The sequence below is a fragment of the Proteus myxofaciens ATCC 19692 genome (assembly GCF_001654855.1).
Classification (GTDB): domain Bacteria; phylum Pseudomonadota; class Gammaproteobacteria; order Enterobacterales; family Enterobacteriaceae; genus Proteus; species Proteus myxofaciens.
Map to the genome: position 1 here is coordinate 57,347 of NZ_LXEN01000094.1, position 22,068 is coordinate 79,414.

Here is a 22,068-nt window from a genome sequence, read left to right on the forward strand (position 1 = left end):
TGTGGTAAAGCGTTAATAATGTTATAAACTAAAACTACAATAATGCTTAAAATAGCTTATCGTCAATTTTATCAAACGAATTAAACCACATTATCTTAATTGAGGAGAAAACGTGCCAAGATACTCCGTTATCTACGTTCTCTGTCTGTCTTTCACGACGTCTTTTGCTTATGGTGCAAATTTACGTTTAAAAGTGGAAGGTTTAGAAGGGCAACTCGAAAAAAACGCACGAGTACAGCTATCAAACATTACAACAGAAGAAGTCGCACCTGACGGGCGTTTTCGAGCACGTGTTGAAAAAGCAATTAAAGAAGGACTTCGTCCTTTAGGCTATTATCAACCGACTATCACGTTCTCTTATCAAGAAAACACGCCACCTGCTCGCCCTGTATTAACGGCAAAAGTTGAAGCGGGTGTGCCTGTTTTATTAAAAGGGGTGAGTGTTGTTCTTGAAGGTGGTGCTAAAACAGATGAACAATATGCCAAATTCATTAAAGAAAACACACCTCCACTTGATAGCGTATTAAATCATGGAGAATATGAAAAACTCAAAGGCGTATTAACGGGTTTAGCCATTCGTCGAGGTTATTTCGATGCTGAAATGGAAAAAAGCCAGTTAGGTGTTTCTTTAGATAATCATGCCTCTTATTGGGATTTTATTTTTAATAGTGGTGAGCGTTATCGGTTTGGTAAAGTTTATTATACCGGCTCGCAAATTAGAGAAGACTATTTAAGAAATATTGTTCCTTTTAAAGAGGGAGAATATTACTCCTCAGAAGATCTCGCTGAATTTAATCGCCGTTTAGCGGCGACAGGCTGGTTTAATTCTGCCGTTGTCACACCAGATATTGCCAAAGCACGCAGTGAAAAATCTTATTTACTGCCAATGGATGCAGTAGTGACACCCCGTTCTCGTAACTACATCGAATTAGGGGGCGGTTTTGCAACGGATGTAGGCCCTCGCCTTAATATGCAGTGGGATAAACCATGGATGAACTCTCGTGGTCATAGCTTAACATCTACTATGAGCGTCTCTAAACCAGAACAATCTATTGGTGCAAACTATAAAATTCCATTAAAAGTCAATCCATTAGAACAGTATTATGGTATTCAAGGTGGATTTAAACGTACTGATTTAAATGATACACGTTCTGATACGACAACATTAAATGTTTCTCGTAACTGGGATATGACAACAGGATGGCAATACAGTATCAATACTCGTTGGAGTTTAAGCCACTTTACCCAAGGCGATGTCACGAATACAACAATGCTACTATATCCTGGTGTCAATGCCAGTCGTGTGCGTCAAAAAGGGGGAATGATGCCTTATTGGGGAGATAGTCAACGCTATTCTATTGATTACTCCAATAAAATATGGGGCTCAGATGTTGAGTTCTTAGCGCTGAATGCACAACAAGTGTGGATACGTTCTCCTTGGGAAGGTCATCGTTTTGTTTTCAGGGGCAATATGGGCTGGATAGAAACAAATGCTTTTGAAAAAGTCCCACCTGAACTGCGTTTCTTCGCCGGGGGTGATAGAAGTGTTCGTGGGTATAAATACCAAAGTATTTCACCTGAAGACAGTAAAGGTAATCTAACGGGTGCCTCTAGAATGTTAGTCGGATCTGTCGAGTATCAATATAATGTAACAGGGAATTGGTGGAGTGCTGTTTTTATTGATAGCGGTGAAGCTGTTAATGACTTTACAAAAAGTGATTTTAAAACAGGTGCTGGTACCGGTGTTCGATGGGCATCGCCTGTTGGACCGATTAAGTTTGATATCGCACTTCCTGTGAGTAGTGGTGAAAAGCGTAAAGTTCAATTTTATATCGGGTTAGGAGCAGAGTTATGATGAAGTGGTTGAAATGGATTGTTCTAACGCTCCTTCTCATCCTTTTACTTATTGTTGGTGCGCTTACCTGGATCTTAGGAACACAATCAGGACTACATTTTGCAATTAATAGTGCGGCTCGTTGGGTTCCTGGATTAGTTATTGAAGATGTAAGAGGCGGATGGCAAGACCTACGTTTATCCGGTGTTGAATATAAAATGCCAGGTGTTGATGTTAATGTAGGGGAACTATCATTAGGATTAAAGCTTGCGTGCTTAAAAGATAAGCAAGTCTGTATTGATGAGCTTGGAACGCGTGATGTCGTTGTTAATATTGATACGAGTGCTTTTCCACCATCAGAAGAAACACCACCTTCAGAGCCTTTAACACAATTAAATGCGCCTCTACCTATATTTCTTAATTCCTTATCTCTTAAAAATACGCATCTAACTATTGATGATATGGCAATATCGTTAGATGAATTTACAACAGCAGCACAGTGGCAAGAACATCAAGTTATTTTAAAACCTACGGTGATAGATAGCTTGCTGGTGGCACTTCCTAAAACACCAGAACCTGTAGAAGAAGGTAGTCCACAAGCAATTGCTCAGAATGTTAAAGATGCCGCATTATTAGAGCCGAAACCAGAACCTAAAACACCAGAAGAAAAAGAACAGGCCCTTGCTGATACAATAAAAGCTATTTTCGATAAACCGTTATTAGCGGATTTACCCGATATTGTTATTCCAGTTGATGTAAAAGTTGAAGGTATTGAAGGTAAGCAGTTACAAGTTACAGGCGATACACCTGTCACTATCAATAAACTCTTTTTACAAGCTGATACGCAAGATAAACACGTCACTCTCAATAAATTCACGGTAGATGCACCAGAAGGTGAAATCACAATTGAAGGTGGTATCACGCTTGATAAGCAATGGCCTGTGACATTAGATGTGAATGCGGCTATTCGCGAGGTGAAAGGGCTTGAAGATTTTAAAGATCAACAAGTCGCGCTTTCTTTACGTGGTGCATTACTCGATGAGCTTGCGTTAAACCTTTCTCTTACTGGTGCAGTGACTGCGACGCTAGATGCACAAGCGCAATTAGCAAAAGCGCATTTACCTCTTAAATTAACATTAGAGAGTAAAAATGTGCGTTGGCCATTAACGGGAGATGTGCAATATCAGCTTAATGACACACGATTACGCCTCAATGGGCAAACTGATAATTATGACCTCTCTTTACGTTCTGATATCCAAGGCCAAGAAATTCCACCTGCTAAATTGACATTAGACGCAAAAGGGAATGAAGAAAAAATTGAATTAACACGTTTACGTTTAGCCGCTTTACAGGGTCATGCCGATATTACAGGAGTTGCAGACTGGAGTAAGGCGATTAGTTGGAATGCGTTGCTCACTATTTCAGGTATTAATACTGTAAAACAATATCCAGATATACCTGCAAAACTTGAAGGACGTATTGCTACAACAGGAAGTCTATACGGCGGTAGTTGGCAATTACGAGTGCCCGAAATTACGTTAGACGGTAATATTAAAAATAACCTTATTAAGGCGAGAGGCAATGCTTACGGCAATAACTCTGGTCAATGGAATATCCCACAATTAAACATTATTTTAGGTAAAAATAATCTCAATATTGCTGGTCATTTAGGTGATAAATGGGCATTAGATGCCGATATTAATGCGCCAGGATTGAATGGCTTAGTGCCTGGTTTAGCCGGTGTGATTAAAGGGAAAGTGAATGTTCGTGGTGATATCAATAAACCGCAAATTTTTGCTGATATCAATGCCAAAGGTATCAAATGGCAAGATCAAGTGAGTGTTGATTCTGTCACTATCAAAGGTGATGTCCAATCAGATAAAGAAATTAGCGGTAAACTTGCGATAACAGCACATCAATTAAAACAAGCTGATTTAATTGTTCGTCAGTTAACACTTGATGCATCAGGTGGTGAAAAACAACATAAACTGACATTGAAAATTGATGGTGAGCCTGTTTCTGGAGGCTTAACGTTAGCGGGCTCTTTTGATAAAGAGAAACAGCAATGGAAAGGCACATTAAACAATACGGCATTTGATACACCCGTTGGTGAATGGCGTTTAAACAAAGCTATGTCCCTTGATTTATTAGCTGAAAAACAGCAAGTGACTATTGGTTCTCATTGCTGGGTTAACCCTAATGCTCAAATATGCGTACCTAAAGCGATTACCGTGGGTGAAAGTGGCTCAGCTGCGATTACGTTAACTCGTTTTGACTTAGCCATGATAAAACCCTTTTTACCACCAGAAACCTCTCTAAAAGGTGTCTTTACGGGTGATGCAACGGCAACATGGACTGCAAAAGGTGGGTTACCTAAAGCCAGTGTGAATCTTAAAGGCCAAGGTGTTGGGCTAAAACAAAATGTAGATGGCACGATTCTTCCTATCGATTTTGACGCTATAACGCTTAATGCTGGCGTTAATAATGGGAAAGCGACATTACAATGGTTAATCAGTATTGCGGGTAATGGTAACTTTAAAGGGAATGTGAATGTCTCTGATCTTGAGAAAAAACGCCAACTCTCAGGAAATATTGATATTGATAATCTTACTCTTGATCTTATTAAACCTTTCTTAGGAAAGGGGGAAATAGCTCAAGGGCAAGTTGGTGCAAATCTACGTTTAGGTGGAAATGTACAATCGCCACTTTTATTCGGTCACTTTGGTATTAATCAGCTAAAAGTGACTGGGCATTGGATACCATTTGATATCACAAAAGGAAATGTTGATATTAATTTTGATGGGGCTACTTCTGATTTAGCAGGTCGAATTGAAACACCAGAAGGCTATTTAAATCTGACGGGTAATGCAGATTGGCGAAAATTAGATGAGTGGCGTGCTGTTATTGCTGCTAATGGTAATAAATTACGCGTATCTTTACCGCCAATGGTACGTATCGATGTTAATCCTGATCTCGTTTTTGAAGCTGGTCCTAATTTACTCAAGTTAGATGGGCGTATTGATATACCTTGGGCGCGTATTGTTGTTCAAGAAATACCTGAGTCAGCAGTATCAGCATCTTCTGATGAGGTTATGTTAGACAAAGATTTACAACCTATTGCACCTAAACAATCATCAATACCAATTCAAAGTAATTTAGCAATTAATATTGGTGATGATGTGACCTTAGACGCATTTGGGCTTAAAGCTAGATTGACAGGAACATTAAAAGTCAATCAAGATAAACAAGGGCTTGGGCTTAATGGTCAGGTTGACATTCCTCGTGGTGAATTCCGCGCTTATGGACAAGACTTAATTGTACGTAAAGGGCAGATCCTTTTCTCAGGACCTGTTGATCAACCTTACTTAAATATTGAAGCTATCCGCAATCCTGATAATACAGCAGATAACGTTATCGCAGGTGTTAGGGTTACGGGACTTGCTGATAAGCCAAAAGTTGAAATTTTCTCAGAGCCTGCAAAAACCCAGCAAGAAGCTTTATCTTACTTGCTACGTGGCCAAGGGTTAGAAAGCGGTGATTCAGACTCTGCTCAAATGACGGCAATGCTAATAGGGTTAGGTGTTGGTCAAAGTGGACAACTAGTCGGAAGCATTGGTGAAACATTTGGTGTTTCTGACTTAGCTTTAGATACTCAAGGTGTTGGTGATAATTCACAAGTTGTTGTGAGTGGTAAGATAACTAATGACTTACAAGTGAAGTATGGCGTGGGTATATTTGATTCGCTAGCAACGTTAACGCTACGTTATCGATTGATGCCTAGGTTGTATTTACAAGCAGTGTCTGGTATGAATCAGGCAATCGATCTGCTTTATCAATTTGAGTTTTAATTTATATGCGAATTATTGTTTATGGTAGTTTACGGCAAAATCAAGGCAATCATCACTGGATGACCTATGCGCAGCTATTAGGTGCGTATAAATTAGCAGGTTATAAACTCTATGATTTAGGGTTTTATCCTGCGGTGGTAGAAGGTGACGGTGAAATTGAGTGTGAGATTTATCGCATAACGCCATCAATATTGACAGAGCTTGATGAATTGAAAAAAAATGATCAAGACTACAAAAGGGAGCTGATTTCAACGCCTTATGGTAGTGCTTGGATCTATCTTTATCAGCATCCTGTTGATGGATTACGCCAGATAAAAAGTGGTGATTGGCTTAAGCGCCACGAAGAAGAGTAAAAATATAGCCGTATACGTAATATATACAAATAATGGCTTGATAGCTTACGGTTATCGAGCCATTCTTATTGATGATAGTTAGAATCTGCTTATACTTTTTAACTCCTCATATTTATTATTTTTATTAATATATTGTGGGGCGCTATCTCTATTTTTATTAATGTATTCTCTTATTAGTCTTTTTAGACATTATAAAAACACATATTAATTAATTTATATAAAATAAACTCATAAATAAAAAAAAGAAAAATAATTAATATCTTTTTTATCTGAATGTATATGAAAGTTATTAATGGACTCTTGTTTTTAAATTAAATAAATACTAATGCTTAAAATTTCCTTGAAATACTTTGTTTATAAAATGTAATCTAGATTTTGTTTCATTTTAGTTTTATTCATCTATTTGAAGAGGATATTCTATGAATAAAGTAAACCAACTTACTTGTTTGTATAAATCACCCCAAAATCCGATAACACAAGAATCTATCAGTAATGATTTTACTGATGCATTATTGCAAACGAAGACAGTAGTATCAGCTACATTCGATAAACTAGCTTATCTCGCAGGCATAAAGAATGCACCGGCAGATGATAAATATTCTAAATTAAATACAGCTAATTTAACGACATTATTGGAGAGTGCAAAAGAATTAGGCTATGACATTGAAGTCATGTCGTTTTAGTATAAAGCAGTCGTAAGACTGCTTATTATTTAAGGAATATAAAATGGATATGGATATTATTGAATTGAACAAAGATATAAATATTGATGGTTTACATTGGATTTATCGATGGCGAATTAATAATGGTAAAAAAGGTGCTTATGTTATTCCTTTTACAACAACTTATCCTATAAATATTATCTATTATGGTGAAGATCAATTTAAATATGGGCAATATGGTATTCATCTTGGTCAACAAGATACATTGACTTTTTTAGGTGATGAAAATCATAAAATATTAGCTAAATTTATTGATTGTCGTAAGGGATCTCCTACATTCAAATCAATGTTAACGTTTTATATTACTCCGTCATCTGCGAAAACATTGATTATTCCACCAGGTGTGGCACATACCTTTCATCATTTAGAAAATATTTTTACGTTAAATAGTTATACATTATTTTTACCTTCAATCGATAAATTAGCACAAGAGACACTAGCTTGGTCACCTGATAATGACGTGATAAATATTCCTGAGCATATTGATATTGATGAAATAGAAGGGGTTGAACCAATGACAGAAGAAGCCTCAGATTTTGTATATCACCGAATTGCTGAAATCCAACATGAAAATATAAAAAAGCATTTATTTGTTCACGCCGAAACAAGAAAAATGGTGTTAGATGATGGTAAAGAAATCAATATAAAAATAAGAGAGAAAATAGGTGAAACCGCAGTAATGCCATTACCACAATCAGCAATATTAGGCGTTGAATTTAGAGAATTACCTTCTTTAAAAACAGGAAAATTAAGTGGCATTGTACCGCTAACAAAGCAATCTCCCATGTATCTTGTTGAGCATGGAAATGAGAATTATGATTTTGATTCTTATGGAATACATTTAGGGCAAGAAGATCATTTAACATTTTTGGGGCATTCATCTTCACTGATTACGCTCAAATTGGTGGATATGCGAGAAGGTTCTGAAACCGTTTTTTTAGAAGATGAAATTACTTTTTCACCAGCAGCCAATGTTGAATTAGTGATTCCTTGCGGTGTTGCTCATGCACTTTTTAATCTGAAAAATATTACAACTGTGAATCGACCCGTTATTTATCTAGATGACAATAAAGAATATATACCAGGGCATGATGTTATTGACTGGCCAATTAATAATAGAAATTATCAAAGCTTTAAAGTCAATACTAGAGAGGCAGATTTAGCTTACTATCAGCATTTAGCACTGAAACAACAAGAAATGATAAAAGAAGCACCAACTCATAACACGCCAAAATCGATTATTATTTTTGATGAAAATAATAATCCTATTAAAGTGCTCATAAAAGAAAAGGTTTAATACACATTATGCGTATCGTCTTTTTTTATATGCTTTTTATTGTGCTAACTGCTGATGGCTTAATGGTTTTTTTGGCGCCAGTAATGGTATATTCACTGACAAAAAGCATTGAATATGCTGGATTGACATACGCATTATGGTGGTTACCTAGGGTTTTTTTAATTCCTTTAATTGGTAAATATATTGATAATTTAGGGATAAGGATAGTCTCTATTATCTCCGATAGTTGTAAGATTATAGGTTGTCTTTTTTTAATACTAGTAACTTTCTCGTCTGATTTAATGATTGCTATCTGTTTTGGCATAATGGGAAGTTTGATTTCCATAGGAAATTCTCAAACATTGCTTTCTTATGAAAAAATAATAGCTTTAATCAGTGATGATAAAGAAAATCATGTTAATCTTCTTTCTAGAATGGATTTTTTAGGGATGATTGTTGGCCCTGCGATAGGAATAATATTTATTGATAGTGGATATAAATATCTATTATTTTTCTCACTAGTATTTTATTTAATTAATATTATATTTTTTATTTTTTATTATCATGATGTTTCACGAAATAATAATAAAGTTAATAATGATGTTAATATTTATAAAAAAACGAGTGCTAATATTATTTATCTACTTTCTACACCTATATTGCTTTTATCTACTTTTATGGCAATAGGTAATAATATGTTTGATGGATTAATTGAAGCTAGTGGAACGGCTTTAATTGATAGAGTGATTAATCTTCCTATTAAATATTTTGGTTTTATTGATATTATTGCAGGTGTTTGTGGTGTTTTAGGTACTTATCTATATAGCTATATAATACAATGTGTAGGTAGAATTAAATTACTTATTTTTTCGTTAGTGATTATTATTGTAAGTTCTTCTTTTCTTATTATTTTCTCATCATCATTTTTTATATTTATTTTTTGCTATGCTATTTCTATTATAGGAAAAGTATTTACAGGAAATATTTTTCGAATATTAAGAATAAAAATAATTCCTATTGATAAGTTAGCTAGTATTTCTTCTTTAATTATTCTATTTAATCAGCTTATTTTACCTATTGTTGGCACTATTTTATTTTTATCAACAGGAGAAATAATGATTATTTATTTACTAATGATAATATCTATTGGAATAACATTAATGGCGGGCATAGTATTGATAATACAGTTATCTTTAGAAAACAAAAAGCAATTAACACATCAATAAGAAAATAAGACACAAATAAAATAAGCTCTTTAAAAAAGAGCTTATTTTTTACATCGCATCAACAATAGCGACTTCGTCATAAAGATATGACGTAATACTTATTTTTTTGCACGCTCAAAAGAAGACAGAATTTCAGCTTTAGCTGCTTCTACACCTTCCCATCCGTCAACTTTAACCCACTTGCCAGTTTCTAAATCTTTATAGTGTTCAAAGAAGTGTTTGATTTGTGCTTTTAATAACTCAGGCAGATCGTTTACATCTTTAATGTGATCATATTCTTTGCTGAGTTTAGTGTGTGGTACAGCAACTAATTTTGCATCTTCACCTGATTCATCAGTCATTTTTAGTACGCCTACAGGACGGCAACGAATAACTGAACCAGGTTGTAAAGGATATGGAGTTGGAACTAGCACATCTACTGGATCACCATCTAAAGATAATGTGTTGTTGATGTAACCATAGTTGCATGGATAGAACATTGCTGTTGACATGAAACGGTCAACAAACAGCGCACCACTTTCTTTATCTACTTCGTATTTAATAGGATCCGCGTTTGCTGGGATTTCGATAACAACATAGATATCTTCTGGTAGCTCTTTACCAGCAGGAACATTATTCAGGCTCATAAAAAATTTCCTATGAAAAAATAAATTAACGTGATTCATAGTATAACGAAAAGTCTTTAACAATACCCGTTTTTTGCCGTAGATTGTTGGTTATTTACGCATAATGGGGAGATAAAAGAGAGCTATTGGCTATTTTTAAAGCACAAAAAACCGGATACAGAAGATCCGGTTATCTATATGTTTTACTCTGATAAGGATATTAACGCATTATTCCTCGTCAGGATATTGCGCCATAAAGCTTTCGGCTTGTTCAACCATGGATTTTGTACCCACAAAGAAAGGCATACGCTGATGTAACTCCTTAGGCTGAATATCGAGTATTCTATCTTTACCATTACTCGCTTTACCGCCAGCTTGCTCCGCTAAGAATGCCATTGGATTGCATTCATAGAGTAAACGTAATTTACCTGTTGGATGGCTTGCTGTACTTGGATAAATATAGATACCGCCTTTTAATAAGTTACGGTGAAAATCAGCAACTAAAGATCCGATATAACGTGTAGTATAAGGGCGGTTCGTTGCGGCATCTTGTTCTTGGCAATATTTAATATATTTTTTAACGCCTAATGGAAATTTAATATAATTACCTTCATTAATTGAATACATATTACCCGTTGGTGGGAAATGTACACTTTCATGAGATAAACAGAAAACACCGAGAGAAGGGTCATAAGTAAAGGCGTGTACACCACAACCCGTTGTATAAACTAACATGGTTGATGAACCGTAAACGACATAGCCTGCCGCAACTTGGCGATTTCCTGGTTGTAGAAAATCATCAATAGTAACCGGTTGCCCAACAGGGGTAATGCGATGATAAATTGAGAATATAGTCCCAACGGAAACGTTTACATCGATATTTGAAGAACCATCTAGTGGGTCCATTAAAACGACATATTTTGCATTTTCGCCACGATCGCCTTCAAAGATAACAATGTCATCTTCTTCTTCTGAGCCGATACCTGCAACTTCACCACGCGCTTTTAATGCCGCTTTTAGTTTATCATTCGCATAAAGATCCAGTTTCATCTGCGCTTCGCCTTGCACATTTGAAATACCATTAGTGCCAAGGATATCGACTAACCCTGCTTTATTAATATCACGATGAATAATTTTAGCCCCTAACTTAATAGCAGAAAGTAATGCGGTTAGTTCGCCAGTCGCGTGGGGAAAATCTTGTTGTTTCTCGACGATAAATTCGCCTAATGTTTTCATGACGCAGGTCCTGAATGTAAGTGGGTAAGGTAAAAAAGGAGAAAAATCTCCTAGGTGATGGCAAGTTTATCCAAAGAATCGGATGATTCAAAGGTTAATCCGTTTCTAATCTGCTATTTGATCGTTAGAATAGTGACCAACTTCATGCTATTGGAAATAAATTCATGCATATTCACATTCTTGGTATTTGTGGCACTTTTATGGGAAGCCTTGCCATTCTTGCAAGAGAGCAAGGTTATAAAGTGACAGGATCAGATGCTAATGTTTATCCCCCAATGAGCACCTTGTTAGAAAATCAAGGTATTGAACTTATTGAAGGGTATTCGCCAGAACAACTCGATCCCGCTCCTGATATGGTTATTATTGGTAATGCGATGACTCGTGGTAATCCTTGTGTTGAGGCTGTACTTGAAAAAGGCTTACCATACACATCAGGTCCTCAGTGGTTACATGATTACATTTTACCTGAGCGTTGGGTACTTGCCGTTGCAGGAACACATGGTAAAACGACGACAGCAGGTATGCTTACTTGGATTTTACAAGACTGTGGCTATGAGCCTGGATTTTTAATCGGTGGCGTACCTGGCAATTTCCAAGTGTCAGCTCAGTTAGGTAAAAGTCCTTTTTTTGTGATTGAAGCTGATGAGTATGACAGTGCTTTTTTTGATAAACGTTCTAAATTTGTACACTACTCACCACGCACATTAATTTTAAATAATCTTGAATTTGACCACGCTGATATTTTTGAAGATCTCGCTGCTATTCAAAAACAATTTCATCACCTTGTTCGCATTGTTCCTGGCAGTGGCAAAATTATCATGCCTGATAACGATATGAACTTAAAACAGACCATTAGCATGGGATGTTGGAGTGAGCAGGAATACACGGGTGAAACAGGCGATTGGCAAGCAAAAAAACTAATCAACGACAGTAGCCATTTTGAAGTGTTTCACAAAGGTGAATGTGTAGGTGAAGTGCATTGGGGTTTGTCAGGTGAGCATAATATGCAAAATGGTTTGATGGCAATTGTTGCTGCTCATCATGTTGGTGTTTTACCTGAAGATGCATGCAAAGCACTTGATAAATTTATTAATGCTCGCCGCCGATTAGAATTACGTGGTGAAGCTAATCAAATTTGTGTTTATGATGATTTTGCTCACCATCCAACGGCAATTTTAGCCACACTAGAAGCGTTACGTAGTAAGGTTGGTGGTACAGCTCGAATTATCGCTGTTTTAGAGCCTCGCTCGAACACGATGAAAATGGGCATTAGCAAAGATGATATCGCGCCATCACTAGGTCGAGCGGATGAAGTCTTTCTATTTCAGCCACCTAATATTCAATGGTTAGTGAGTGATATTGCTGAAAAATGTGTACAACCTGCGCGTTGGAGTACGGATATTGATGTATTAGTTGATATGATAGCCAAAGACGCTCAGCCTGGTGATCATATATTAATTATGAGTAATGGTGGTTTTGGTGGTATTCATAAAAAACTATTAGCGAAATTAGCTGAGCCAAAATTACCTAATAATCAGTATTAATTAGAAAAACAAATAATAAAGCCACTGATACAAGAACATTGTTCAGTGGCTTTAATTTCAATTTGAAGTATTCAAATAGAATGTTGCATATTGGCAAACAGAAATAAATTACAGTTCTTGATCGAACAGATTTAAAATAGCATCGCGTAATTCTTCTGTTGTAAATCCTGGTGCAGGTGTTGAAAAAATAGTGTCATCACCGGCAATACTACCAAGAATACCCTCAGCTTTTCCCAATGAATCTAATAAGCGAGCGATTAGCTGCGCTGCACCAGGGCTGGTTCTTATCACCACAACAGAATGGTTATGGTCGATATCAAGCACTAAATTTTTCAATGGGCTGCTTGCTGTTGGTACGCCAAGCTCAGTAGGAAGACAATACACCATTTCCATTTTTGCATTACGCGTTCTAACAGCACCAAATTTAGTCAGCATTCGAGAAATTTTAGATTGATTAATATTATCAAAACCCGCTTCTTGTAATGCAGTCACTATTTCGCCTTGTGAACTGAATTTTTCTTCTTTCAGCAGGGCTTTAAACGCTTTAACCAAGTCTTCTTGCTTCGATGGAGTGCGCATAGTTCACCTTTAGTGAGTTATCATTAACCATTATATTATGCTGAGAAGTGAATTTTTATGCAACATTATGTTGTAAAAGAGAAAAATAGGTTTGTAAAAATAATAAAATAAAGAGCGCACAAAAAGGTTTAATTATCAGTTATGAATGCGCTAATCTATCTAAAGTAAAATACTTGTTAAATAAATGATAACGTTAGATAGTTGCTATGTTTAAGATGGTTTAGTTAACACTTTATTATATTTATTGGAATTTTTTCTTAAAAGAGTGTCCACTATCTCATTAACAGATAAGCATTTTGTTTAGAATATGGTAAATATTATTTTTATTACAAATGTCTTATTATGCAATATTACTGTTAAATAATTGTTTTTACTCAAAGTGATTTGCGTAATAGTGAGTATTCAAAGACGTTCCACTATTTAGTCAACTAAGGAGTATCAGAATGAAAGTAGCAGTTCTCGGTGCAGCAGGTGGTATTGGTCAAGCATTAGCACTTCTTCTTAAAAATCAGCTGCCAGCTGGTAGTGAACTCTCTTTATATGATATCGCTCCCGTTACACCAGGTGTTGCAGCAGACTTAAGTCATATACCGACTGACGTTACTGTAAAAGGTTTTGCGGGTGAAGATCCTTCTCCAGCCCTTAAAGGCGCCGATGTTGTTTTGATTTCTGCAGGTGTTGCACGTAAACCTGGTATGGATCGCTCTGATCTTTTCAACGTAAATGCAGGGATCGTTCGCAACCTTATTGAAAAAGTCGCTATAAACTGCCCTAAAGCGCTGATTGGTATCATTACAAACCCAGTGAACACAACAGTTGCTATTGCAGCTGAAGTGCTTAAAAAAGCGGGGGTTTACGATAAAAAACGTCTATTTGGTATCACAACACTTGATATTATTCGTGCTAATACGTTTGTTGCTGAATTAAAAGACAAAGATCCTCAAAAAACGAATGTTCCTGTGATTGGTGGACACTCTGGCGTTACCATTTTACCTCTATTATCGCAAGTTGAAGGCGTTTCTTGGACTGATGAAGAAGTGACTGCACTGACAAAACGTATCCAAAATGCAGGAACTGAAGTTGTAGAAGCAAAAGCAGGTGGCGGTTCTGCAACATTATCAATGGGACAAGCAGCTGCACGCTTTGGTCTTTCATTAATTCGCGCTTTAAATGGCGAAAAAGAGGTTATTGAATGCACATATGTTGAAGGTGATGGCGAATATGCGCGTTTCTTCGCACAACCTGTTCGTTTAGGTAAAAATGGTATCGAAGAATATTTACCTATTGGTAAATTAAGTGATTATGAAAAACAATCGCTGAATAACATGCTTGATGTATTGAGAAAAGATATAATTCTTGGTGAAGAATTTATAAATAAATAAACTAATTATTTTTTCCTATAAAATAATATTAATTTAAATAAAAACCGCTGATACTATATCAGCGGTTTTTTTTATTAATTATAATGTAAGTAATGATTAGTTAATTATTACTTTTGTCACGAATTTTTCGTTCAAGTAATTCTCCTGTTTCAGGATGAAAATAACGACTTGGCCAAATTTCAAAAGGTGCTACACCAAGATAATCAGCAATGATTTTTTCACCTTTAGGCCAAGGTCGTGACAGCGCATTCGCCAGCGTAGAAGAGCTTAGACCCGCTTTGCGAGAGATAGCTGCAAGTGTTGTTCCTCTTTTTCTGAGTGCGGCAATAATATCGGCAGGATGCCAATCAGATTTCCTTGAAATCATTTTTAATCCTTTTTTTATAAAATTAAATGCTGTGTTAGTGGTATAAATAACAGTTTATTAGAAATGCCTAAAAGCATTTAAACTGATTATTTAGAAAATAAAATAACATTATTTTTCTAAAAATATTTCTGATTTTTTTCTTAATAATTTCTTTTTTGAAGTTGATAACAATTTTAGAGAAACACAATGAAAAAAGAGTGGTATACGGCAATGGAATTGACCGGTTTAGGAGGATTACCTAAATCACCACAAGGTGTAAATGCGAAAGCAAAACGTGAATCTTGGAAAAAACAAAAAAAGGCGAATAGGCAAGGTAATGGTGTTGAATATCACTATTCCTGTTTACCTGAAGAAACTTTAATTGCTCTGAAACTTTATGAACCATTAGCACATTACAAATTAAGCCAAGAGGAACCACTTGTAATCTGGATGAAAGCATTCCAACAACTCAATGATGGTGAGCAAAAATTATTAACCGAGCTGATATTACGCGATGGTATTAGAAGTTTTATAGAAAAAATCATCAATAATTAAGTGATTTTAAAGAATGGTTCATTGCGTTATCCGCAACAGATATCTGACTAACCTCTTAGTTGCATGTGAGATGAGATCATGAAAAAAGAATGGTATACAGCAAAAGAATTAGTGGGGCTTGCGGGATTACCCAATTCACCGCAAGGCGTTAACTTAATGGCGCGTCGCGAAGGGTGGGAAAACCGCCGTAAACGAGGCGTACAAGGAAAGGCCGTCGAATATTCAGTAAAAAGCTTACCTGATGAAGTTATCAGCGTATTGGCCGCCCATGAGCCTCCTGCTGAGTATTTAACTAAACGTCAAGATGGATTTTTGATTTGGGTTGAGGCTTATTATCAACTTACCAAATCAGAACGCGAAAAAATTGTAAAATTTGTTTTGCGTGAAGGATTAGCAAAGTTAATTAGTTATATTGATGCAGATAATCAAGACGCAATTGAGCAAGATAATGAAGAAGTGCTAAAAAAATTAAAAAGCCCACCAGAGACGACATAGTCGCTCTGAGGGGCCTTATTAAGCTTATGATAGCTTGAGCGCAAATTATGATTGGCGTTGCACTGCGACGTGTGCAAGTCCAATAAGTGCATCTTTATAAGGCGAGTCAGAAATAATGGATAAAGCTTCAATGGCTTTATCTGCTTCCTCTTCTGCTCTTTGACGAGTATATTCTAAAGAACCACAGTATTTCATTGTTGTTAAAACCGTTTCTAATAGATGGCGACCATTCCCTTGTTCAATGGCTTGGCGAATTAGCTGAGATTCTTTTTCGTTTCCATGATGCATTGCATGTAATAAAGGTAAGGTTGGCTTACCTTCGTCTAGATCATCCCCTGTATTTTTGCCTAGTTGTGTATTATCGGCATCATAATCAAGTAGATCGTCAATAAGTTGGAAGGCAGTACCTAAATAACGTCCATAATCTTGGAAGGCTTTTTCTTGTTCTGGTGTTGCACCAGAAAGGATCGCAGAAGCATGAGATGCCGCTTCAAATAGACGGGCTGTTTTGCTGTAAATGACCTGCATATAATCATCTTCTGAGATATTCGGATCATTACAATTCATTAATTGTAACACTTCACCTTCTGCTATCACATTCGTTGCACCAGACATCAACTTCAAGACTCGCATTGAATCAAGATCTGTCATCATCTGAAAAGATCGTGTGTAGATGAAGTCGCCAACAAGAACACTTGCCGCATTGCCAAAAACAGAATTGGCGGTTTGTTTACCTCGGCGCATATCAGATTCATCCACCACATCATCATGTAATAATGTTGCTGTATGAATAAACTCAATGAGTGCAGCGACAGAGATATGTTTATCCCCTTGATAGTCTAATGCACGCCCTGTTAGTACCGCGATCATCGGGCGGATCCTTTTACCACCACCACTGATGATGTAATAACCTAGCTGGTTTATCAAAGAAACATCTGAATTAAGCTGGTAAAGGATTGCCTCATTTACCGCAGCCATGTCAGCGGATGTCAGTTTTATAATAGATTCTAAATTCATGTTTTTTCGACTTTGGCTCGCCAATGAGCGCGTTATATTAATAAAAAATAATCATGCCATAGATTTTACTCTCTTATAATTTAGATTGTACTTTAAAAATGGCTGAAATAAATATCGTGTAAAAAACTCTTTTTTTTAACGGTAGTTTGCGATCTGTACTTGTCATCGGCACCAAAGTTGCGTAGAATTCGCGCCCTATGTGAATATTTTAATTGTGCACTCAAATTATACATATCAGAGTGTGCGGAAAGCGGAGTTTATATGTACGCGGTTTTCCAAAGTGGTGGTAAACAACACCGAGTCAGCGAAGGTCAAACTATTCGTTTAGAAAAAATCGAAGTAGCAACTGGCGAAACAGTTGAGTTTGACACAGTTATGATGGTCGCTGATGGCGACAACATTCAAATTGGCGCTCCAATCCTTGCGGGCGTTAAAGTAAAAGCGGAAGTGGTTGCTCACGGTCGCGGCGACAAAGTTAAGATTGTTAAGTTCCGTCGTCGTAAACATAGCCGTAAACAACAGGGCCACCGTCAGTGGTTTACTGATGTTAAAATCACTGGTATCGCTTAAGGTTTAGGAGAGCAGATTAATGGCACACAAAAAGGCTGGCGGCTCGACTCGTAACGGTCGCGATTCTGAAGCAAAACGTCTAGGTGTTAAACGTTTCGGTGGTGAAGCTGTATTAGCAGGTAGCATCATCGTTCGTCAACGTGGTACTAAGTTCCATGCAGGTACTAACGTTGGTTGTGGTCGTGACCACACCCTGTTCGCATTAGCTGACGGAAAAGTAAAATTCGAAGTTAAAGGTCCAAACAACCGTAAATTTATCAGCATCGACGCTGAATAATATTACCGGTCCTTTAAATACCGAGTCAAAAGCCCTGCAAATTTGTTGCGGGGCTTTTTATATTTAAAAAAGGCCATCTCTGGGTAAATTCGGCCATCCAGCTCGTTAATGGCTATCATACGGAGTAAAATCATGAAATTTGTTGATGAAGCCAAGATCCTAATCGTCGCAGGCGATGGTGGTAACGGCTGTGTAAGCTTTCGTCGCGAAAAATATATCCCGAAAGGGGGACCAGACGGTGGTGATGGTGGTGATGGTGGTGATGTCTATATGATTGCAGACGAAAACCTCAACACCCTTATCGATTACCGTTTTACTAAATCTTATCGTGCTGAGCGCGGTGAGAATGGCCATAGTCGGGATTGTACCGGTAAACGTGGTCAAGATATTACAATTAGCGTGCCAGTAGGAACACGAGCTCGCGATCTGGCAACTGGCGAAATTATTGCTGATTTGACTGTTCATGGTCAAAAACAAATGGTTGCCAAAGGTGGCTTCCATGGATTAGGTAATACACGCTTTAAATCCTCGGTTAATCGTGCGCCACGCCAACGCACAATGGGTACGCCAGGTGAATCTCGTGAAGTCTTGCTAGAACTGATGCTATTAGCCGATGTCGGCATGCTAGGAATGCCTAACGCAGGTAAATCTACCTTTATTAGAGCAGTCTCAGCAGCGAAGCCTAAAGTTGCTGATTATCCATTTACAACACTAGTGCCAAGCTTGGGTGTTGTGCGTATGGATAGTCATCAAAGCTTTGTGGTTGCAGATATTCCAGGTCTGATTGAAGGTGCGGCTGATGGTGCTGGTCTTGGTATCCAATTCCTAAAACACTTAGAACGCTGCCGTGTATTACTTCATTTAGTTGATATCGATCCAATAGATGGATCAGATCCTGTTGAAAATGCGAAGATCATTATTGCTGAATTAGAAAAATACAGCGAAAAGCTTGCACAAAAACCACGTTGGTTAGTCTTTAATAAAGTTGATCTTCTTTCTCCTGAAGAAGCGAAAGAAAAAGCAAAAGCGATTGTTGAGGCACTGGGTTGGGAAGGCGACTATTACATGATAGCGGCAATTAACCAAGACGGCGTGAAAAAACTCTGTTGGGATATCATGGAGTTCCTCAATGTAACACCTCGTGAACAAGATAAATCAATCGTGACAACGGATGAAGAGAAAGTTGACTTTATGTGGGATGATTACCACAAAGAGCAGTTAGAAAATCCGGACTTTGACGAAGACGACGACGATGATTGGGATGAAGAAGATGATGATGGCGTAGAATTTATCTATAAACGCTAATCATTTAAACCTCGATTAATGTCGTTGTTATCTGAACCTAAAAGAAACGCCTGATAAATCAGGCGTTTCTTTCATATCATGTTGTATTACAATATATTTAGCGATTGTTATACATATCTTTATAAAGCTTTGTTTCAAAGCGCACTAAATAAGCACGACCTGCATTACGATTTTGTGTCGGTGGCGAATAAGCTGAGACATATTGTACAAAGGCAACTTTCTGTCCATTTGCTGTCGTCATAAATCCAGCTAGGTTATAAACCCCTTTTAATGAACCTGTTTTGGCTGAAACTTTGCCATTAACACCGGCCTCATGAAAACCACCACGATATTGTAATGTGCCATCGTGGCCAGCAAGAGGAAGCATTGAGATAAAATTTAATTCGCTATCATGTTGTCCAACATACTGCAATACTTGCATCATTGTTGCAGGTGCAATGAGGTTGTGGCGAGAAAGACCAGAACCATCAACCATGATGGTTGTACCTAAATCAATACCTGCTTTTTGTTTCAAAATAGCACGGGTAGCTTCTGATCCAGAACGCCAAGTACCCGCTACACCATAATATTCACGACCAATGGTTCTAAATACAGTATCTGCAATCATGTTGTCAGATTCTTTTAACATTTTTGTGAGTAAATTATGTAATGGTTTGGATTGTGTTTGTGCAAGTACTGTTACGGGTTCTTTATATTGAGAACGACGTTTAACATATCCATTAAGTGTAATATCTGCTCGTTGTAATTCTTCTTTAATAAGCGTACCTGCCCAGTGTGCGCCATCTTGAATAGAGAACATAAGTGGCACAGCATCTTCACGTTTAGGTATACAGCCTGTGATGACATAGGTATTTAAATCACGAACAGTGACATCTAATTCACAAAAGCGCGTACGATTTGAACCTTTTTCATAAGTTTCAACTTCGCTTAACACGGTGACAGGATAAAAAGACGCTTTACGAATAGTGGCAATATCACCTTCTTTATTGCCACTTTGTAGTAATACTGAAAAGCAATTTTTATCGACAATGGCTGCACTTGGCGGTGCACTAAAACATTGTGTCATATCATTCCAGACCCAGCCAGGTGCTTTGTCATGGCTTGAAAATGCAGATGTGTCGATTAATAAATCGCCATTTATTTGAGTTACACCTGCTTGCTTCAATACGGTAACCATCGCTCTTAATTGTTGGCGAGTTAATGTAGGATCGCCACTAAATCTGAAAATAAGAGAACCATCAAGCTGATTCTTTTTTATTTTTCCTTCAGTTTCCATTGTGGTGACAAATGTATAATCACCTCCTAATTGAAGCAATGCAGCCAGTGCTGTAACCACTTTTTGTGTACTCGCTGGAAGTGCTAATTGATCTGCGTGATAATTCAGATTAGGAGAAGAGGCGCCAACATTTTGCGTGATTAAGCCAACTTGAGTCCCTTGAGGAAGATTTTCTATATAGTTTTCAACAGGAAGAGCCTGCGTTGAAAAACTAATAATACTTAACGTACAAAGTATTCGTTTAACGGTAGATAATAAGCGCATAATTTCTCTATCTGTGATTATAGCGTAATGACGTTACAGTATGAGTTACCAGAAGCTAATACTAAAGGGCAATGAGGGCAAAAGTAAACGGTAGTACGTGTGATATCTCTATTATCAGAATATGTCTATTTATTTGTTTCTTTGCTGTGACTTAGTATGTGGCTTTTCAAACTAAAAGCATTTCAAAAGCAAGATAAGGCGTGAAGCTCTTCTTTTGTTGTGTTAGATTTAGTTTAAAGATGTAGGAAAGGATTTTTTTATTTCCTAATAATATGAAAGAAGGCTAACCTAGCCTAAATTCACAAATAGAATATATAGAGACAGGCACCATTTCAGGTTGCCTGTGTTTTTTTTTGTCTTGAGAAGAGCAAATTCGTGCTTCTCTCTGTGTTGTTAGTATAAAAAATCAGGATGATACCTATTTTTTATTAGGAATAGTATTGAGGTATTAACACATGAATCAGATCCCTATGACAGTTCTTGGTGCAGAAAAATTACGTGAAGAGCTGGAATTTTTAAAAAGTGTTCGTCGCCCAGAAATTACCGCGGCTATTGCAGAAGCGCGGGAACACGGCGATTTAAAAGAAAATGCGGAATACCATGCTGCGCGTGAACAACAAGGTTTCTGTGAAGGGCGAATTCAAGAAATTGAAGCAAAGTTATCGAATGCTCAAATTATTGATATTACAAAAATGACCAATTCTGGCCGTATTATTTTTGGCTCAACAGTGACATTGCTCAATGTTGATACAGAAGAAGAGCAATCTTACCGTATTGTCGGTGATGATGAGGCGAATATTAAAGAGAACTTAATTTCAGTTAATTCTCCTATCGCACGTGGCTTAATCGGTAAAGAATTAGATGATACAGTTGTTATTACAACGCCTGGTGGTCAAGTTGAGTATGAAATTTTAAACGTAGAGTATATTTAATTCATAATTTTACGTTTCTATGGGAAACTAGATTGCTATCCTGTGGTAATATAAAAAAGGCCTGAAAAGGCCTTTTTTGCCATAGGGTTAGTTATGGCATTTTTATATAAAGGTGCAAGTTTTATTTAGGTAGAATAATCTTACGTTCTTGTGAAGGGCGATAAAGAACTAGAATTTTTCCTATAACTTGTACATTCTGTGCACCGCTTTCACGCACAATCGCTGCTACGATCAAGTTTTTAACATCTCGATCTTCGCCTGCGATTTTGACTTTGATAAGCTCATGGTGTGCCAGAGCGATTTCAATTTCTGCGAGAACGCCTTCAGTCAGTCCGTTGTTACCAATCATAACGACAGGATTTAGGTGATGAGCGAGCCCTTTCAGGTGTTGAATTTGTTTTTTGTTAAGAGTCATCATTAATTTTT

Annotated in this window: 21 protein-coding genes; 14 read left to right on the forward strand and 7 right to left on the reverse strand. The window is 37.1% G+C overall.

From position 1 onward, the window contains the following. Positions 1-112 precede the first annotated feature (112 nt). From tamA to M983_RS09745, 6 genes are all read left to right on the forward strand, one after another. Positions 113-1,855 carry an autotransporter assembly complex protein TamA gene (gene tamA, locus M983_RS09720; RefSeq protein WP_066749855.1) on the forward strand — a complete coding sequence of 581 codons (1,743 nt, stop codon included), beginning with the start codon at positions 113-115 and terminating at the stop codon, positions 1,853-1,855. Then, the gene (gene tamB, locus M983_RS09725) at positions 1,852-5,682 is read left to right on the forward strand and encodes an autotransporter assembly complex protein TamB (protein WP_066749856.1); all 3,831 of its coding nucleotides are present in this window, start codon (positions 1,852-1,854) and stop codon (positions 5,680-5,682) included. Before tamA ends, tamB begins: the two co-directional genes overlap by 4 nt. Before the next feature lie 5 nt (positions 5,683-5,687). Next, positions 5,688-6,035 carry a gamma-glutamylcyclotransferase family protein gene (locus tag M983_RS09730; protein ID WP_066749857.1) on the forward strand — a complete coding sequence of 116 codons (348 nt, stop codon included), beginning with the start codon at positions 5,688-5,690 and terminating at the stop codon, positions 6,033-6,035. Between the two features lie 419 nt (positions 6,036-6,454). Next, positions 6,455-6,718 carry an XRE family transcriptional regulator gene (locus tag M983_RS09735; protein WP_066749858.1) on the forward strand — a complete coding sequence of 88 codons (264 nt, stop codon included), beginning with the start codon at positions 6,455-6,457 and terminating at the stop codon, positions 6,716-6,718. A gap of 43 nt (positions 6,719-6,761) precedes the next feature. Next, positions 6,762-8,054: a dTDP-4-dehydrorhamnose 3,5-epimerase family protein gene (locus M983_RS09740; protein ID WP_066749859.1), complete on the forward strand. Its 1,293-nt coding sequence runs from the start codon at positions 6,762-6,764 to the stop codon at positions 8,052-8,054. Between the two features lie 8 nt (positions 8,055-8,062). Next, entirely contained in the window at positions 8,063-9,259 is a 1,197-nt protein-coding gene (locus M983_RS09745) for an MFS transporter (protein WP_066749860.1), read from the forward strand. Between the two features lie 98 nt (positions 9,260-9,357). Here M983_RS09745 and ppa read toward each other — a convergent pair whose 3' ends face one another. Both ppa and fbp read right to left on the reverse strand, forming a co-directional pair. Next, the gene (gene ppa / locus M983_RS09750) at positions 9,358-9,885 is read right to left on the reverse strand and encodes an inorganic diphosphatase (RefSeq protein ID WP_066749861.1); all 528 of its coding nucleotides are present in this window, start codon (positions 9,883-9,885) and stop codon (positions 9,358-9,360) included. Positions 9,886-10,092: 207 nt separating this feature from the next. After that, entirely contained in the window at positions 10,093-11,100 is a 1,008-nt protein-coding gene (gene fbp / locus M983_RS09755) for a class 1 fructose-bisphosphatase (RefSeq protein WP_066749862.1), read from the reverse strand. Positions 11,101-11,264: 164 nt separating this feature from the next. On the opposite strand from fbp, the gene mpl reads away from it, so the two are divergent. Continuing rightward, entirely contained in the window at positions 11,265-12,644 is a 1,380-nt protein-coding gene (gene mpl, locus M983_RS09760) for a UDP-N-acetylmuramate:L-alanyl-gamma-D-glutamyl-meso-diaminopimelate ligase (RefSeq protein WP_066749863.1), read from the forward strand. A gap of 108 nt (positions 12,645-12,752) precedes the next feature. On the opposite strand, the gene argR is transcribed toward mpl, so the two are convergent. Beyond that, on the reverse strand, positions 12,753-13,223 hold the full coding sequence (gene argR, locus M983_RS09765) for a transcriptional regulator ArgR (protein WP_066749865.1): 471 nt from the start codon (positions 13,221-13,223) through the stop codon (positions 12,753-12,755). Between the two features lie 443 nt (positions 13,224-13,666). Here argR and mdh point away from each other — a divergent pair, with 443 nt between their 5' ends. After that, positions 13,667-14,605 (forward strand): malate dehydrogenase, encoded by a 939-nt coding sequence (gene mdh / locus M983_RS09770; RefSeq protein ID WP_066749866.1) that lies wholly within the window; start codon positions 13,667-13,669, stop codon positions 14,603-14,605. 100 nt (positions 14,606-14,705) lie between these two features. On the opposite strand, the gene M983_RS09775 is transcribed toward mdh, so the two are convergent. Continuing rightward, entirely contained in the window at positions 14,706-14,972 is a 267-nt protein-coding gene (locus M983_RS09775) for a helix-turn-helix domain-containing protein (RefSeq protein WP_066749869.1), read from the reverse strand. Between the two features lie 186 nt (positions 14,973-15,158). On the opposite strand from M983_RS09775, the gene M983_RS09780 reads away from it, so the two are divergent. After that, a complete protein-coding gene (locus M983_RS09780; RefSeq protein WP_066749870.1) occupies positions 15,159-15,506 on the forward strand; it encodes a DNA-binding protein in 348 nt (115 codons plus the stop codon). Between the two features lie 78 nt (positions 15,507-15,584). After that, entirely contained in the window at positions 15,585-16,001 is a 417-nt protein-coding gene (locus M983_RS09785; protein WP_066749872.1) for a DNA-binding protein, read from the forward strand. A 45-nt stretch (positions 16,002-16,046) separates the two neighbouring features. On the opposite strand, the gene ispB is transcribed toward M983_RS09785, so the two are convergent. Next, positions 16,047-17,018 carry an octaprenyl diphosphate synthase gene (ispB, locus tag M983_RS09790; RefSeq protein ID WP_066749874.1) on the reverse strand — a complete coding sequence of 324 codons (972 nt, stop codon included), beginning with the start codon at positions 17,016-17,018 and terminating at the stop codon, positions 16,047-16,049. Positions 17,019-17,279: 261 nt separating this feature from the next. Between ispB and rplU the strand changes: the two genes are divergently transcribed. The 3 genes from rplU (at position 17,280) to cgtA (ending at position 19,170) form a co-directional block, all read left to right on the forward strand. Beyond that, positions 17,280-17,588, forward strand: coding sequence for a 50S ribosomal protein L21 (gene rplU / locus M983_RS09795; RefSeq protein WP_066749876.1), 309 nt, complete (start codon positions 17,280-17,282; stop codon positions 17,586-17,588). Between the two features lie 19 nt (positions 17,589-17,607). Further along, the gene (gene rpmA / locus M983_RS09800) at positions 17,608-17,865 is read left to right on the forward strand and encodes a 50S ribosomal protein L27 (protein WP_066749878.1); all 258 of its coding nucleotides are present in this window, start codon (positions 17,608-17,610) and stop codon (positions 17,863-17,865) included. A 132-nt stretch (positions 17,866-17,997) separates the two neighbouring features. Then, positions 17,998-19,170, forward strand: a complete 1,173-nt coding sequence (gene cgtA, locus M983_RS09805; protein WP_066749880.1) for an Obg family GTPase CgtA — start codon at positions 17,998-18,000, stop codon at positions 19,168-19,170. Between the two features lie 97 nt (positions 19,171-19,267). Here the strand turns inward: cgtA and dacB are convergent, their stop codons facing one another. Next, a complete protein-coding gene (gene dacB, locus M983_RS09810) occupies positions 19,268-20,710 on the reverse strand; it encodes a serine-type D-Ala-D-Ala carboxypeptidase (RefSeq protein WP_066749882.1) in 1,443 nt (480 codons plus the stop codon). 455 nt (positions 20,711-21,165) lie between these two features. On the opposite strand from dacB, the gene greA reads away from it, so the two are divergent. Continuing rightward, entirely contained in the window at positions 21,166-21,642 is a 477-nt protein-coding gene (gene greA, locus M983_RS09815) for a transcription elongation factor GreA (RefSeq protein WP_066749883.1), read from the forward strand. Between the two features lie 121 nt (positions 21,643-21,763). On the opposite strand, the gene yhbY is transcribed toward greA, so the two are convergent. Further along, positions 21,764-22,057: a ribosome assembly RNA-binding protein YhbY gene (gene yhbY / locus M983_RS09820; RefSeq protein ID WP_066749915.1), complete on the reverse strand. Its 294-nt coding sequence runs from the start codon at positions 22,055-22,057 to the stop codon at positions 21,764-21,766. Positions 22,058-22,068 lie beyond the last annotated feature (11 nt).

Excerpts from the sequence above, each read along its gene's own strand:
- tamB (WP_066749856.1), top strand. The coding sequence starts at position 1,852 with ATGATGAAGTGGTTGAAATGGATTGTTCTAACGCTCCTTCTCATCCTT.
- M983_RS09730 (WP_066749857.1), top strand. The coding sequence starts at position 5,688 with ATGCGAATTATTGTTTATGGTAGTTTACGGCAAAATCAAGGCAATCAT.
- M983_RS09735 (WP_066749858.1), top strand. The coding sequence starts at position 6,455 with ATGAATAAAGTAAACCAACTTACTTGTTTGTATAAATCACCCCAAAAT.
- M983_RS09740 (WP_066749859.1), top strand. The coding sequence starts at position 6,762 with ATGGATATGGATATTATTGAATTGAACAAAGATATAAATATTGATGGT.
- M983_RS09745 (WP_066749860.1), top strand. The coding sequence starts at position 8,063 with ATGCGTATCGTCTTTTTTTATATGCTTTTTATTGTGCTAACTGCTGAT.
- ppa (WP_066749861.1), bottom strand. The coding sequence starts at position 9,885 with ATGAGCCTGAATAATGTTCCTGCTGGTAAAGAGCTACCAGAAGATATC.
- fbp (WP_066749862.1), bottom strand. The coding sequence starts at position 11,100 with ATGAAAACATTAGGCGAATTTATCGTCGAGAAACAACAAGATTTTCCC.
- mpl (WP_066749863.1), top strand. The coding sequence starts at position 11,265 with ATGCATATTCACATTCTTGGTATTTGTGGCACTTTTATGGGAAGCCTT.
- argR (WP_066749865.1), bottom strand. The coding sequence starts at position 13,223 with ATGCGCACTCCATCGAAGCAAGAAGACTTGGTTAAAGCGTTTAAAGCC.
- mdh (WP_066749866.1), top strand. The coding sequence starts at position 13,667 with ATGAAAGTAGCAGTTCTCGGTGCAGCAGGTGGTATTGGTCAAGCATTA.
- M983_RS09775 (WP_066749869.1), bottom strand. The coding sequence starts at position 14,972 with ATGATTTCAAGGAAATCTGATTGGCATCCTGCCGATATTATTGCCGCA.
- M983_RS09780 (WP_066749870.1), top strand. The coding sequence starts at position 15,159 with ATGAAAAAAGAGTGGTATACGGCAATGGAATTGACCGGTTTAGGAGGA.
- M983_RS09785 (WP_066749872.1), top strand. The coding sequence starts at position 15,585 with ATGAAAAAAGAATGGTATACAGCAAAAGAATTAGTGGGGCTTGCGGGA.
- ispB (WP_066749874.1), bottom strand. The coding sequence starts at position 17,018 with ATGAATTTAGAATCTATTATAAAACTGACATCCGCTGACATGGCTGCG.
- rplU (WP_066749876.1), top strand. The coding sequence starts at position 17,280 with ATGTACGCGGTTTTCCAAAGTGGTGGTAAACAACACCGAGTCAGCGAA.
- rpmA (WP_066749878.1), top strand. The coding sequence starts at position 17,608 with ATGGCACACAAAAAGGCTGGCGGCTCGACTCGTAACGGTCGCGATTCT.
- cgtA (WP_066749880.1), top strand. The coding sequence starts at position 17,998 with ATGAAATTTGTTGATGAAGCCAAGATCCTAATCGTCGCAGGCGATGGT.
- dacB (WP_066749882.1), bottom strand. The coding sequence starts at position 20,710 with ATGCGCTTATTATCTACCGTTAAACGAATACTTTGTACGTTAAGTATT.
- greA (WP_066749883.1), top strand. The coding sequence starts at position 21,166 with ATGAATCAGATCCCTATGACAGTTCTTGGTGCAGAAAAATTACGTGAA.
- yhbY (WP_066749915.1), bottom strand. The coding sequence starts at position 22,057 with ATGACTCTTAACAAAAAACAAATTCAACACCTGAAAGGGCTCGCTCAT.